The organism is Actinomadura sp. NPDC000600 (assembly GCF_040492135.1).
In the GTDB taxonomy this organism is placed as follows: Bacteria; Actinomycetota; Actinomycetes; order Streptosporangiales; family Streptosporangiaceae; genus Spirillospora.
In genome coordinates this window covers 288,440-302,100 of the sequence record NZ_JBEUPD010000004.1, presented here as the reverse complement: position 1 = coordinate 302,100, position 13,661 = coordinate 288,440, and the positions used below count along the sequence as shown (strand labels likewise).

Here is a 13,661-nt window from a genome sequence, read left to right as displayed (position 1 = left end):
GGAGGCGCGATGAAGCCTGCCGGTGCGGGTCCGCTCGCCGGTCGGACGGCCGGGACGCTCGGGCTGTACGCCGCCTTCGGATGCCTCGGGTACCTGCTCACCGCGCTCGGCGCGATCCTTCCCGAACTGCGGGAGGAACGCGGCCTGCCGCGCACCGAGGCCGCCCTCTACCCCTCCGCCTTCGCCCTCGGGCTGGTGGTCGTGGGGCTGACCGGGCACCGCGCGGCGGAGCGGCTCGGGCGCGCCGGGATCCCCGTCGCCCTGGCCGCGCTCGTCGGCGGCGCCGCGCTGCTGGCCGCCTCCGGCGGACGCCTCGGCACGGCCGCCGGAGCCCTGGTCCTCGGCCTCGGCGGCGCGGGGCTCGTCCAACTCGTCCCGACCGCGCTGCGCGCCGCGCACCGCGGCGATGGAACGATCCAGATCGGGGAGGCCAACGCGGTCTCCAGCGCCGCGTCCGTGCTCTCCCCGATCCTCATCGGCGCCGCCCTGGCCCACGGCCTCGGCTGGCGCACCGCCTTCGCCGCCCCGCCCCTCCTCGCGGCCGCCGCCCTCCTCGTGCTCGTCCGCCCGCACCGCATCCCCGCCGGGGTTGACCTGGCACCCGCCCTGCCCCCGCGCAGCGCGCCCGTCGGCGCCGCCGCCGGTGCCCAGCCGACCGATGCCCGGCCTGCGGAAGTCGGGCCCACCGGCGCCGGGCCTGCCGACGCCGAGTCCGCAGGTGCCGGACGAGGCGGGACGGGGTTCTGGGGGCGGTGGGTCGATCTCGTCCTGGCCGTGGGGGTCGAGTTCTGCATGGTGTTCTGGGCGGCGGACTTCCTCGGGAGCGCCAAGGGGCTGGGCTCGGGGGCCGCGGCCACGTTGTCGGCGGGGTTCGTGCTCGGGATGGCCGCCGGGCGGGCGGTCGCGGGCCCGGTCGTCCGCCGCGGGGGACGGCCCGACCGGCTGCTCGCGCTCGCGGCGGCCGTCGGGATCGGAGGCTTCGCGGTGCTGTGGACGTCGCCCGCGCCGGTCGCGGTCGCCGGGCTGGTGGTGACGGGGCTCGGGGTGGCGCTGCTCTACCCGGTGATCCTGGGGCAGGCCCTCGCCGCGCGCCCGTCCGAGCCTGCGCGGGCCGCGGCGCGGTGCGCGCTCGCGTCCGGGGTGGCGATCGGCGTAGCCCCGCTCGTGCTCGGAGCCCTCGCCGACCTCACCACCCTGCGCGCCGCCGTGTTCGTCGCGCCCGTCCTGCTGCTGGCGCTGCTGGCCCGCTGCGGGCGGCGGCTCAGAACGGGACCGGTGTCGTGACCACGCCCGCGCGGCGGAATGTCAGGTCACTTTGCCGCGGACGTAGACCCACGCGCCGTCATGGCGCACGAACCGGCTGACCTCATGCAATTCCCCGGGCTCCGTGCCCGCCAGGTAATGGGCGCGGAATTCCACGACGCCCTTGTCGTCGTCGGGGCCGCCGCCCTCGGTGCGGACGATCTCCAGTTCCGTCCAGCGCATGCCGTCCTCGAAACCGATCCGCTCCGGACGGGTCGCCGGATGCCAGGTCGCCAGCAGGTACGCCTCGTCCTCCACCGCGAACGCGCTGAACCGCGACCGCATCAGCCGCTCCGCCGTCGCCGCCGTCTCCTCGCCCCGGTGCAACGGCCCGCAGCAGTCCCGATACCGGGGGCCGACACCGCAGGGACATCTCTTCGCCACCCCCCGATTCTGCCTTGCGGAACGGCACCCGCGCGGCCACCCTGATCGCCGTGCCCGTCTGAGCCCAGATCCTCGTGGAGGTGTCGTATCGAGCCGTCTGCCGATCGTCTAGGAGGTGAAGAGAGCCGTTCCAACGACACGGAGGAGCACGTCGTGGACCTGACGATGAACACGATCGACATCGTGGTGTCCGACATGGACGCCGCCATCGCCTTCTACCGCCGGCTCGGCCTGGAGTTCAAGGTCGACTCCGCCTACCCCGACCACGCGGGCTGCGACCTGCCCGGCGGGCTGCACATCATGCTCGACACCGAGGCGTTCCGGGTCCCCACCCTGCCTGGCTGGACGAGGCCGTCCGGCGGCGCACGGAACTTCCTCGCGTTCCAGGCCGCGGCCCCCGAGGAGGTGGACGCCAAGTACGCCGAGCTGACCGAGGCGGGGTACACCGGGGTCAAGGAGCCGTGGGACGCGTTCTGGGGGATGCGGTACGCCACCGTCCTCGACCCGGACGGCAACGGGATCGACCTGTACGCGACCCTGCCCGCCGGCTGACCGGCCGACCCCGACGGAGGGGAAGACGCAAGTGAAGTACGTTCTCATGTTCGTCGAGACCGAGGAGTACGCCCAGGAGCTGGCCGCCATGAGCGAGGGCGACCGCCAGGCGGCGTACGAGCGGGTCGCGGAGTGGTTCGCCCGGCATTCGGCCCAGATCACTCATCACGCGCATCTGGAGCCCGCGCACACGGCCACCACCCTGCGCCTGGACGGGCCGGACCCGCTGCTCACCGACGGCCCCTTCGTCGAGGGCAAGGAGGTCGTGAGCGGCTACGCGGAGGTCGAGGCCGCCGACCTCGACGAGGTCCTCGCCATCGCCCGCGGCTGGCCCGCCTGCCCGGTCGTCGAGATCCGTCCGATCACCTGAGGGACCGCATCCCGTGACCGACGAGGCGCACGCCGAGCTGGCCCGCGTGGTGCGCGAGCACGCGGGCCGGCTGACGGCGTGCCTCATCCGGACGCTCGGGGACTTCGCCGCCGCCGAGGACGTCATGCAGGACGCCGTCGAGACGGCCCTGAGGCGCTGGCCCGAGGAGGGCGTCCCCGACCATCCGGACGCCTGGCTCCTCACCACCGCCCGGCGCCGCGGCATCGACCTCCTGCGCCGCCAGGCCAACTACCGCGACAAGCTCGCCCGGCTCCAGTGGCCGGTGCCGGGCGAGCCCGACGACCGGCTCAAGCTGGTCTTCGTCTGCTGCCACCCCGCGCTGCCCGTGGCCGCGCAGGTCGCGCTCACGCTGCGCACCGTGTGCGGGCTGACGACCGGGCAGATCGCCGCCGCGTTCCTGGTCCCGGAGACGACCGTCGCGCGGCGGATCACCCGCGCCAAGCGCAAGATCACCGACGCGCGGATCCCGTACCGGATCCCGTCGGACGACGAGCTCGACGCGCGGGTGAACCAGGTCCTCGCCGTCGTGTACCTGCTGTTCAACGAGGGCTACCTGACCAGCGGCGGCGACCGCCCGCACGCCCGCGACCTCGCGGAGGACGCCGAGTGGCTGGCCGGAAGCCTCGCCTGGCTCATGCCGCGCGAGCCCGAGGTCCTCGGCCTGCTCGCCCTCATCCGGCTCCACCAGGCCCGCACCGCCGCCCGCTTCGACGGCGGCCACCTCGTCCCGCTGCGCGACCAGGACCGCGGCGCCTGGGACCACGAGGCCGTCGCCGAGGCCTCCCGGCTCATCGCCCGCGCCGCCGCGATGAGACGGCCCGGCCCGTACCAGCTCCAAGCCGCCATCGTCGCCTGCCATGCCGAGGCCCCCACGTGGGACGACACCGACTGGACGCAGATCCTCGTCCTGTACGACATGCTCCTGCGCATGACGGACACGCCGATCGTCCGGCTGCACCGCGCCGTCGCCGTCCGCTACGTCCAGGGGCCGGCCGCCGCCCTGGACGCGCTCGCGCCCCTCGCCGAGGCCCTCGACGGCCACCACCTGTTCCACGCCGTCCGCGCCGAACTGCTGCGCGACCTGGGCCGCCGCCTCGAGGCCCATACAGCCGACCGCCGGGCCCTCGCCCTGGCGGGGAACCCGGCCCAGCAGGCCCTCCTCGCCGAACGCCTCAGCTGGACGTGACGTCCTGCCCCGCCGCCGCGCGCGGGGCCGCCCGACAAGATCGTTTTGTGAGGCTTGGCCGGCATCCCGGGCGGGCACGTAAATGATCAAGTTCGGATCGCCCCGGGGCCGGAGCGCCGCGGAGGCGATCGTCCGACCTCGACGGAGAGGGACTCGATGGCGACTCTCAGATCCGCCCGCCGGCTTCCGCTGGCGGTCGCGGCGGCCGGCGCCGCCGCGCTCGGGCTGTTCGCGCCCGCCGCGGGCGCCGACGTCCGGTACGAGCCGGGCGCCCCAGGTATCGGCGACCCCTACTTCCCCTACCTCGGCAACGGCGGGTACGACGTCACGCACTACCACCTGAAGACGGCCTACGACCCCGGCACCGACGAGCTCACCGGCACGACCACCATCAAGGCGACCGCCACCCAGAACCTCTCCAGGTTCAACCTCGACTTCTACAAGATGAACGTGCGGTCGGTGAGCGTGAACGGCCGCAGGGCGTCCTACGACCGCACCGGCGAGCGCGAGCTGGAGATCACCCCGCCGAAGGGGCTGCGGAAGCGGAGCGCGTTCACCGTGACCGTCCGGTACGACGGGGTGCCGGAGGTCCTGAGCGGCCCGATCATCTTCGACCTCCCGTACGGGTTCGTCCCCACCAGGGACGGCGCGACGGTCATGGGCGAGCCCAACGGCGCGTCCACCTGGTTCCCGGCCAACGACCATCCGCGCGACAAGGCGCTGGTCACGCTGGAGACGACCGTCCCCCGGGGCCTCAAGGCGATCGGCAACGGACGCCTCGTGAAGCAGTGGACCGCCCACGGCAAGGACACCTTCCTGTGGCGGGAGGACCGGCCGATGGCGACGTACCTGGTGACCAACTCGATCGGACGGTTCAACGTCTCCACGACGACCACCCCCAAGGGCGTCCCGCAGCTCGACGCGGTCGACCCGGACATCGCCTCCGACCCCGACGCGCTGAGCACGCCGCGCCACACCACGCGGGTCACCGACGAGCTGGCCGGCTACTTCGGCGACTACCCGTTCACCAGCACCGGCTCCATCGTCGAGAACGACAACGTGCCGCCGCTCAATCTCGAGTACGCGCTGGAGACCCAGACGCGTCCCACCTACCAGAGCCCGCCCGTCGAGCGGGGCGTGGCGCACGAGATGGGCCACCAGTGGTTCGGCGACAGCGTCTCGGTCCGCGACTGGAAGGACGTCTGGTTGAACGAGGGCTTCGCGAAGTGGGTCGAGTGGTACTGGGCGGAGAAGCACGGCGGCCAGTCCGCGCAGCTGTCGTTCGAGCAGTCCTACGAGAACCCGCCGCCCATCCAGCCGGACCGGCCCCCGTTCTGGGACGTCGTGCTCGCCGACCCGACCCGCGACCAGCTGTTCCACCGCGCGATCTACTTCCGCGGCGCGATGACCCTCCAGGCCCTGCGGCACAAGATCGGTGACGGGCCGTTCCTGCGGCTCGTGCGCACCTGGGTGGCCGAGAAGCGGTACGGCAACGGCAGCACCGGGGAGTTCGAGGCCCTGGCCGAAAGGATCTCCGGTCGGGACCTGGACGCCTTCTTCAAGGTCTGGCTCCACAGCCCCGGGAAACCCGCGGACTGGTGATCCCGCCCTGGGGCCGGCAACCCGCCTGCCGGTCCCTCGGCCCTCCCGGCACGCGGGCGGATCCCGCGGTACCGCTCCGGGCTCAGTCCAGCAGCAGGCCCATGTAGTACTCGTTGACCCGGTGCCCCTGGACGTCCAGCGCCGCCCGCCGGAGCCCCTCTACCTGAAAGCCGCAATTCAGGTAAAGCGCCAGGGCGTGGCGATTCTGCTCCATGACGGTGAGTTCCAGGCGTCGCATTCCGCGCGTCCGCGCCTCCTGGACCGCCGTCCGCATCAGCGCTCCGCCCAGACCCCGGCCGCGATGGCCCGAGCGCACTCCGGCGATCACGCGGCCGGTGCGCTTGGCCCTGGCGTAGGGGAGCACCACCACGTCGACGTAGCCCACCGCCGCGGGCCCGTCCAGCGCCACGACCAGGTACGACAGGTTGCGTCCCTCGGCGCAGGCGGCCAGGCGCAGCTTCAGCGGCTCCAGGTCGGGCTCCCGCTCGCCGGGCTCCAGGAGCATGAACTCCGTCTCGTTATCCAGAATGTGCTGCAACTCCGCCAGAGCCGACGCGTCTCCCGGACGCGCCAGCCGGATCAACGGATCATTAACCGTCACGCCCTCAGTGTGCCAGATGCAAATAGACCCCATTTTCAACCAAACGCCACAACTGCGTCCCAAATCCGCAAGAAACGAGCCGTCAACCGGTAACGGCGCCGCCCACCGCCATTACCTTCCGCGTGGCGCGTCCGCGTCCGCCGGGGGCCGCCCTCCGCCTCCGGCACGACCGCGGGCCCGGAATCGGGGTGGGTTCCGGGCCCGTTCTCGTCGTGGCGCCTCTCGCCCTCGGGGCGGGGCGCGACCGTCGGCCCGCGCGGCGGACCGGACGATCCCGATCAGTAGTTCGGGTTGTTCGCGGTGGGGATCTGGATGCTGATCGGAAGGTCGCCTCCGGACAGGAAGAGCAGGGTGCCCAGGCGGATGATCTCGTCGAACGCCCAGTAGATCTCCAGCAGCCCGGGGGGAGCGTCCGTGATCTTGAGCAGGCCCTCCTTGATGGCGACGAAGGTCGGCCAGAACGCGGCGAAGGCCGGGTCCCACACCGGTTCCCGCGGGATCTTCAGCCAGCCGGCGATCTCGTCGCCGAGCATGTAGCGCGTGAGCGCGCCGAGGATGTGCGTGGTCAGGATCCCGCCGTCGATGGTCGCGCCGAGGTGGAGCAGGACGTCGGCCAGCTTGATGCCCTCGGGGGTGGGGGCGAGGACCGGGTCGAGGACCTGCGCGGCCTGGGCGTCGGCCTCGTCCCAGGAGTTGGGGATGTACTCGTCCAGGATGCCGAGCATGTGCGCGGTCAGCTGCCAGGAGTGCAGGAACGCCGCGGACTCGTCGGCCGGGATCGGCACCTTCCACCTGGCGAGCTGCTTCATCACCGTCGTGGGCAGGCTGTGCCAGGTGACCATCATGTCCGCCTGGCTGATCGGGATCTGCTCGTCGGCGACCTGGTCCCAGTACGTCGACTGGGGCAGCAGGTGGCGCACGCCCGCGTGGGCCAGCCGCGTCTTGACGCAGGTGACGATCATCTCGCCGTCGGGCTGGAAGGCGTTCCGGGTGCCGATGTCGTAGCCGAGCTTGGCGGTCTTGGTGATGCGGTCCTTCATGTCCGCGCCGCCCTTGGAGTAGTAGACCGCGCGCGCCTCGTGCGGGATGGCCGTGCTCATCATCCCGCTGGCGAAGCCGTAGGTGACGCCGAGGTAGGTGCCGCGCTTCTGGTTGAACTTGAACGCGGTCGCGAGCTTCGTCTGGTCGGCCCAGGAGGGCGGCTGGCGGGCCTTCTCGATGAACTGCCGCAGGTCGTTCGGCAGCCCGCTCGGCAGCGCCTGGCCGTTCTTGGTCCAGGTCTTCAGCAGCTTGTTGACCTCGGGGACGGCCCCGTCGTCGATCAGCGAGGCGACGAGCGGGTCGGCCTCCTCGTCCCACACCCACCGGGGGTCGACCCCCTTGCCGGCGCCCACGACCGATCCCTTGGGGGACCACGTCCACAGCGGCCTGGCCTGCGCGGGCGTCGCGACGCTCAGCGCGCCGAGCGCGCCGAGCACCCCGCCCGTCATCAGCACGTTGCGTCTGCTGGGTTGTTCCATGCCTTTCCCTCCTCGGGAGCCGAGAGCGGCAGGCTGATACAATGAAACGCATTGCGCTTCTGCGTATCAGCGTCGACATCATGAGAGCACACTGTGGGCTTCGTCACAAGACCCTTCGTGACGAAGGTGAACGATTCGGGCAGAATCAATGGCCTCGGGAGGGGATCGTGGAACCTGTGCTGTCGTTCCTCATGACGTCCGCGGACTCGGAGTCGATGCTGGAGAGCGTCTACGTCGAGGCCGTCGAGCAGGTCGACGACGTGGACGAGACCCGGTCGCGCGTCCTCGACGCGGCCTACGCGCAGTTCTGCCGGATGGGCATCCAGCGGTCCACGATGGACGACGTGGCCCGGCGCGCCGGCGTCTCGCGGATCACGGTCTACCGGCGCTTCGCCACCAAGGACGCCCTGGTGGAGCAGGTGGTGCGGCGGGAGTTCCGCCGGTACTTCGACCGGTTCCTGGTCGAGATCGAGCAGGCCGAGACCGCCGCCGACCGGGTGGTGCTGGGCTTCGTGAGCTCGCTGCGCGCCATCCGGGGCAACCCCCTGATCGGCGGCCTGATCGCCACGGAACCGGACCTGCTGCTGCCCTCCCTGATCGGGGACGGCCGGACCCTCGCCACCGTCCGGCGGTTCGTCGCCGACCAGCTCCGCCGCGAGCAGCGCGCCGGCAACGTCTCAGCCGACCTCGACACCGAGTACGTGGCCGAGATGATGGTCCGGATCTCCGGCTCCCTCCTGGCGATCCCCAGCCACATCATCGACCTCGACGACGAAGACCAGCTGGCCGCCCTGGCCCGCCGCTTCCTGGTCCCCATGCTGGAACCGGGAACCCCCCGCCTCGACCACCCCTGACCCCGAGGAGCCGGGGGCGGCCCGCCACCGTCAGCCGGGACGCTTGACGGCCGTCTGAAGGCCGATCCCGGTGCCGGTGAGGACGGCCGGTGCGGCCGGCGCCAGACCGGCGTCCCGCTGCCACTGGGCGATCTCGTCGGGCGACCATGTGCCCGCGCGGCTCGTCAGCCCGAAGTAGAAGTCGGTGAGCGCGCCGAACTGACTGACCTCGCCGGCGGGGTCGAGGCGGAAGGGCTCGATGACGGCGTGGACGCCGCCGGGCCGCAGCGCCCGGGCGGCGCGTCCGGCCAGGATCCGGTTCTGCTCGGCGGTGAGATGGTGCGCGACGCTCGCCAGCAGCACGACGTCGTAGTCCTCGGTACCGAGATCGTCGTGCAGAGCGTCGCCCTCGCGATGCACGACGCGGTCGCCCATCCCCTCGGCGGCGAGCAGCGGCGCCGCGTGTTCGACCGCCTCGGGCAGGTCGAGGACCACGGCGGACAGCCCGGGATGTTCCCGGCACAGGGCCACCGAGTGGTACCCGTGCGAGCCGCCGATGTCCAGCAGGGCCCGGGCGCCCGCGGGAACGGGGATCAGCCGTGCCGCCTCCTGCGCGGGGACGGTCGCCAGCGCCCGCATACCGCGCTGGTAGGCCGCCCACCCCAGGTCGTCCAAGTGCTCGTGGACGTCCACCGGACGGCCGGTGCGCACGTACTCCACGGCGTGCGCCATCACGTCCCACTCGTAGAACTGGAACTCCAGCTTGTCGGCCAGGGAGCGCGGACCGCGGCGCGGGAGCCAGGTCCCTGCCTGCGGAGTCAGCGAGTAGGTGTCGTGGTCGGCCCGCAGGTATCCGGCCCCGACGAGCGCGAGGAGGAGCTTTCCGGTGGCCCGCGGGTGGGTCCGGCAGCGTTCGGCGACCTCGTCGAGCGTGGCGGGGCCGCCCGCGAGAGCGTCGAAGACGCCCAGGTGCGTCGCGGTCATCACCACCCGTGCCAGGGTGAACGCGAACTGCGTCTCGAACAGCGGCGTCGGGGCCAGCCCCGCCTCCAGCGCTCGGCGCTCCTGAGGACTGTCCGGGATCACTCCGATTCTCATGCTCTCCCCCTGACGGCGGTCGACTGAACGGCCTCGGTACGTCGAGTCTCGCCGAGTCGGCCCGGCGCGCCCTTGGACACGAGTGCACATCCATTGGCCGCCAATGCGGCCGGACTTCCGGATGCCTGGGTGAGCGGACGAGATGGCCGTGGCCACCGCGTCTTCGGCGAGTGCGCGGATCGCCAAGGACCGCGCACCGTCCTCCATGGCGGCAACGCGCCCGCGGACCCGACGCTTGGCTGCGGTACCGGCGGACGCGGCTCCGCGGACGGGAGGAAGCATGACCAGGCACTGGACGGCGGTCGTGCTCGGCTGCGCTCTCGCCGCGGGGACGGCGGCGTGCCAGGCGCCCGGACAGGCGGGAGGCGGTCCAGGCTCCAGCGGCTTTTCCCTCCTGGACCCGGTCGGCCGCAGGCTCTACCACCCGCTGCGTCAGGACAATGAGAGCGGGGAGGCGTTCGGCAGCTTCTACAGCGCGCCACTGGCACCGTGGGTGCGCTACGAGGCGCACGTGTACTTCCCCGCGCTGCCGCCCGGTGCCCGCCGGGTCACCGTGCTCACGCCGGGGACGACGGCCGAGATGCCCGGGGTACCGGTGGTCAGCGGCGCCGCGCGGCCGTCCGTCCCCATACCGACGGCCGGGGAGCGCCCTCCTACAACCAGTCCCTGTCGGAGCGACGCGCCGCCGCCGTGCGCGACGCGCTGCGACAGGCGACCGGCGGGCGGCACCACCGCTTCCAGGTCGCCGGGAAGGCGGCCGACGAGCCGATCGCCGAGGAGACGACCGCCGGCGGAGCCGACAACCCCGCGGGCCGCGCGCGCAACCGGCGCGTCGAGATCTCCTACTCGCTCCGCACGGCGGCGGGCGCCGACCGCCCCACCGGGACGCCTGGCGTCGCCAAGCGCGGAGAGACAGGGCCGCCGTCCCCGTTCCGCGGCGGAGACGGGCCGGTGGTGGCCGAGCGCACCGCGACCGAGGGCGTCACCGGCGCCTTCCTCAGCGGAACCCTCCTCCTGGACGAGTCCGACCTGCCGCAGCGCACCTACATGTACGTCCCCGCCCCGCCCCGCGGCACCACCAGGGCCACCCTCGACGCCGGCCCCTTCGGAAAGATCCCCAACGTGCCTCTCCAAGGACGATGAAATGAGCACGAATTACGTTTTCGCAGGCAGCGATCTCATCGAACGCCAGCTGCGGTGCATCTCCGAGACCTTCGACGAGGCCACCGCTCGGACACTGGGCAAGACCGGGATCGGACCGGGATGGCGGTGCCTGGAGGTCGGCGCCGGGAACGGATCGGTCGCCGGGGCGATGGCCGCCATGAGCGGGCCCCGCGGCCACGTGATGGCGACCGATATCGACATCGGCCACCTGCGCGCCGCCGACGGAGTGCAGGTGCGGCGCCACGACATCGTCCAGGATCCGCTGCCCGAGGGGCACTACGACCTGATCCACGCACGGCTTCTGCTGATGCATCTGCCGCAGCGGCGTGCGGTCGTCGAGCGGCTGACGCGGGCGCTGCGTCCCGGCGGCTGGCTGGTGACCGAGGACTACGACCTTTCGGGACGGCTCAGTCTCGTGGCCGCGCCCTATCGGGAGGCCTCCGGGCTCGTGGCCAAGGCATGGAACGGCCTGCGGACCGTGTTGAGCGAGGCCGGCGTCGACCTGGCGTGGGGCGGCCAGGCGCGCCATGCGTTCACCGAGGCCGGGCTCACCGACGTGTGCGCCGAGGCGATCGGCTTCTCGGGCGGACCCGGCTCGCCGGGACGCGAGCTGGTTCCGATCGCGATCGAGCAACTGGGGCCGCGCCTCATCTCCGCCGGACTCCTCACGGCGGACGAACTGGGCTCCTGCCTCGCGGCGCTCAGGGCCCCGCACGCCATCGTCTTCACCCCGCCGTACGTCGTCACGCTTGGCTGTCGCAAAGGCGGTTGACCGCGTCCTCCGCATTCGTTCATATGGGCCATAGAGCCTCTGCGAGGTGCGAGGCGCTGATCGAAGCTCTGCCGGGGGAGGGGGCGGTGGTCGTGAGAACGCTGTTCAGCACCGATGACGTGCCGGACGCCGAGCGGTACGGCTACTGGCAGCACATGCACCGCGAGGCGCTGGCCGCCGAGTACGTCTTCCCGAACGGCCGGCACGACTGGTTCCGCGGTCACTGCGCCGTCACGCAGGTCGGAGCGATGAGAGCGGCCGTGCTGACCTGCGCCGGCGGCCCGGCTCCCGGGGTGGGGGAAGGCCGCCGCACCCCCGGATTCACCGACCAGCTCGACGGCTACGAGCTCAAACTGGCGATCGCCTGCGAAGAGTTCGCCGTGACCCAGGACGGCCGCCGGGCCGACCTGCGGGCAGGGGACTTCACCCTCACCGACCTCGCCCGGCCGTCCTCGGCGACGGTCGTGGGCCGCCACCGCAAGAAGGTCGTCTCCATCACCATGCCCCGGGCACTGCTGCCGTTGCCACCTGCCCAAGTCGCGCGGCTCACCGCCGTCCCGCTGCCCGGGCAGGACGGAGCCGCCGCCCTGGCATCGACCTTGCTTCGGCGCGTCACCGCGGACGCCGGGGCCTACCGGCCCGCCGAAGCCGCCCACATCTCCAACGCCCTGCTCGACCTGGTCGCCGCCGCCCTCGCCGGACGCATCGCCACGCCCGCCGCGGTACCGCCCGAAGTCGAGCGCACCGCCCTGCTGCACCGCATCTACGCCTACCTGCACCAGCGCCTGGGCGACCCCGCCCTGACCCCGCGGCAGATCGCCGCCGCCCACAACATCTCGCTCCGCCAACTCCACAAGCTGTTCGAGAGCGAGGACTGCACGGTCGCCGAGTGGATACGCCGCCGGCGCTTGGACCGCTGCCGCCGCGACCTCACCGACCCCGCCCTGTCCAACCGTCCGGTCGGCGCCATCGCGGCCCGCTGGGGCGTCCGCGACCCCGGCCACTTCAGCCGCCTCTTCCGCGCCGCGTACGGCGTCCCGCCCGGCGAGTACCGGACCCTGTACACGCCGCGCCACGCCCCACCGCGCGCCTAGGCGCGGGCCGGCCCGGGGGTGTCAGACGGCCCGGTGGACGGCGTTGTGGAAGCCGTCGAGAAGGTGCTCGGCGAAGAGGCGGGCCACGAGCTCACCGCGGGTGGTGGTGCCGGTCTTGCCGAAGACGGCCTTGATGTGGTCGCGCACCGTGTGGGCGGAGAGGGTGAGCGCGGCGGCGATCTCTCTCGTGGTGAGCCCCCGCGCGAGCAGCATGACGATCTCGGTCTCCCGTTCCGTGAGGCGGTAGGACTCCAGCAGGATCGGGGTGAGGTCCGCGGCCCTCGCCGGTTCGATCACCATGGCGACGTCGCCGGCGCCGTCCTGCATGGGGCCGGCGGTGACCCGGAACCAGCGGCCCGAGCGGCCCCGCACCCGCGTGACGAGCCGGCTCGCGGTACGGGTCGACCGGGCTCGCGTCGCGACGGTGCCGAGGATCGTGGGCAGACCGGGTTCGTCGACGCCGGTGGTGCGAAGGTCGTCGAGGAGTTCGCCGGCCTCGACGGTGAGGTCCCGGATCCCGTTGGCGCCGTCGACGACGACCATCGCCGTGGGGGAGCCCGCGTCGGCTTCGAGCCTGCACGCGCTGCTCTTGACGGAGCGGGTGATCAACGGCAGGAGAGCCTGGACGTGCTCGACCTCGCGGCGGGGGAACGGGCCGTCCGCGGAGGCCCGGAGGAGGGCGGCGACACCCCAGCAGCGGCCCCCGACGACAAAGGCGGCGCGGAGTTCGTCGGCGACGCCCAGGGGGGCGTACAGGTCGGTGTAGATCGGCGCCCGCGCGAGGTCGCCGTCCGTGGCCTCGAACAGCGTGGCGACCGGGTCGGTGCTGCGGGCCAGGGTGTTGAACTTGTTGAAGCCGGGGGCGAGGAGCTCGTTGTCCCAGAAGGGGCCGCAGGCGTCCGGCGAGAAGCCTTCGACCACCCCGCCGGTCGGCAGCAGCGTGCGGGGATCCGCCGTCATCACCGCGCACCAGGAGAAGCGCGTGACCGCGTGCAGCGCCGCCACGGTCTCGTTGAGCACGGTGACCATGGGAGTCTCCGCCGTCACCTCCCGAAGGAGGCGGTCACGGGCGCGGGCGAACTGCTCGGTGCGCACGCAAGCAGGCTACGAGGCGTGCGCCCGCGCCGCCATCCCGCGATTGAGGGGGCCGACCGTCCGGACG

General features: G+C 72.5%; 14 protein-coding genes. 9 read left to right on the top strand and 5 right to left on the bottom strand.

Annotated elements, in window-relative coordinates:
- The first annotated feature begins 9 nt into the window (after window positions 1–9).
- Window positions 10–1,284 (top strand): MFS transporter, encoded by a 1,275-nt coding sequence (locus tag ABWI07_RS08625; RefSeq protein WP_353818134.1) that lies wholly within the window; start codon window positions 10–12, stop codon window positions 1,282–1,284.
- 21 nt (window positions 1,285–1,305) lie between these two features.
- On the opposite strand, the gene ABWI07_RS08620 is transcribed toward ABWI07_RS08625, so the two are convergent.
- The gene (locus tag ABWI07_RS08620; protein WP_149261101.1) at window positions 1,306–1,686 is read right to left on the bottom strand and encodes a YchJ family protein; all 381 of its coding nucleotides are present in this window, start codon (window positions 1,684–1,686) and stop codon (window positions 1,306–1,308) included.
- A gap of 153 nt (window positions 1,687–1,839) precedes the next feature.
- Between ABWI07_RS08620 and ABWI07_RS08615 the strand changes: the two genes are divergently transcribed.
- From ABWI07_RS08615 to ABWI07_RS08600, 4 genes are all read left to right on the top strand, one after another.
- Window positions 1,840–2,238 carry a VOC family protein gene (locus tag ABWI07_RS08615; RefSeq protein ID WP_353818133.1) on the top strand — a complete coding sequence of 133 codons (399 nt, stop codon included), beginning with the start codon at window positions 1,840–1,842 and terminating at the stop codon, window positions 2,236–2,238.
- Window positions 2,239–2,269: 31 nt separating this feature from the next.
- Complete coding sequence (locus tag ABWI07_RS08610; RefSeq protein ID WP_235036999.1) at window positions 2,270–2,608, top strand: YciI family protein; 339 nt, start codon at window positions 2,270–2,272, stop codon at window positions 2,606–2,608.
- A 13-nt stretch (window positions 2,609–2,621) separates the two neighbouring features.
- Entirely contained in the window at window positions 2,622–3,815 is a 1,194-nt protein-coding gene (locus ABWI07_RS08605; RefSeq protein WP_353818132.1) for an RNA polymerase sigma factor, read from the top strand.
- A 156-nt stretch (window positions 3,816–3,971) separates the two neighbouring features.
- A complete protein-coding gene (locus ABWI07_RS08600) occupies window positions 3,972–5,417 on the top strand; it encodes a M1 family metallopeptidase (RefSeq protein WP_353818131.1) in 1,446 nt (481 codons plus the stop codon).
- 82 nt (window positions 5,418–5,499) lie between these two features.
- Here the strand turns inward: ABWI07_RS08600 and ABWI07_RS08595 are convergent, their stop codons facing one another.
- Entirely contained in the window at window positions 5,500–6,018 is a 519-nt protein-coding gene (locus tag ABWI07_RS08595; protein WP_353818130.1) for a GNAT family N-acetyltransferase, read from the bottom strand.
- A gap of 278 nt (window positions 6,019–6,296) precedes the next feature.
- Window positions 6,297–7,538 carry an oxygenase MpaB family protein gene (locus ABWI07_RS08590; RefSeq protein ID WP_149261097.1) on the bottom strand — a complete coding sequence of 414 codons (1,242 nt, stop codon included), beginning with the start codon at window positions 7,536–7,538 and terminating at the stop codon, window positions 6,297–6,299.
- 191 nt (window positions 7,539–7,729) lie between these two features.
- On the opposite strand from ABWI07_RS08590, the gene ABWI07_RS08585 reads away from it, so the two are divergent.
- Window positions 7,730–8,392, top strand: a complete 663-nt coding sequence (locus ABWI07_RS08585; protein ID WP_149261259.1) for a TetR/AcrR family transcriptional regulator — start codon at window positions 7,730–7,732, stop codon at window positions 8,390–8,392.
- A 30-nt stretch (window positions 8,393–8,422) separates the two neighbouring features.
- Here ABWI07_RS08585 and ABWI07_RS08580 read toward each other — a convergent pair whose 3' ends face one another.
- Entirely contained in the window at window positions 8,423–9,469 is a 1,047-nt protein-coding gene (locus ABWI07_RS08580; protein ID WP_353818129.1) for a class I SAM-dependent methyltransferase, read from the bottom strand.
- Window positions 9,470–9,958: 489 nt separating this feature from the next.
- Between ABWI07_RS08580 and ABWI07_RS08575 the strand changes: the two genes are divergently transcribed.
- From ABWI07_RS08575 to ABWI07_RS08565, 3 genes are all read left to right on the top strand, one after another.
- A complete protein-coding gene (locus ABWI07_RS08575) occupies window positions 9,959–10,612 on the top strand; it encodes an OmpA family protein (RefSeq protein WP_353818128.1) in 654 nt (217 codons plus the stop codon).
- 1 nt (window position 10,613) lies between these two features.
- Window positions 10,614–11,405 (top strand): methyltransferase domain-containing protein, encoded by a 792-nt coding sequence (locus ABWI07_RS08570; RefSeq protein ID WP_353818127.1) that lies wholly within the window; start codon window positions 10,614–10,616, stop codon window positions 11,403–11,405.
- Window positions 11,406–11,491: 86 nt separating this feature from the next.
- The gene (locus tag ABWI07_RS08565) at window positions 11,492–12,499 is read left to right on the top strand and encodes a helix-turn-helix domain-containing protein (RefSeq protein WP_353818126.1); all 1,008 of its coding nucleotides are present in this window, start codon (window positions 11,492–11,494) and stop codon (window positions 12,497–12,499) included.
- 21 nt (window positions 12,500–12,520) lie between these two features.
- Here ABWI07_RS08565 and ABWI07_RS08560 read toward each other — a convergent pair whose 3' ends face one another.
- Window positions 12,521–13,594 (bottom strand): helix-turn-helix transcriptional regulator, encoded by a 1,074-nt coding sequence (locus ABWI07_RS08560; RefSeq protein ID WP_353818125.1) that lies wholly within the window; start codon window positions 13,592–13,594, stop codon window positions 12,521–12,523.
- Between the last annotated feature and the right edge of the window lie 67 nt (window positions 13,595–13,661).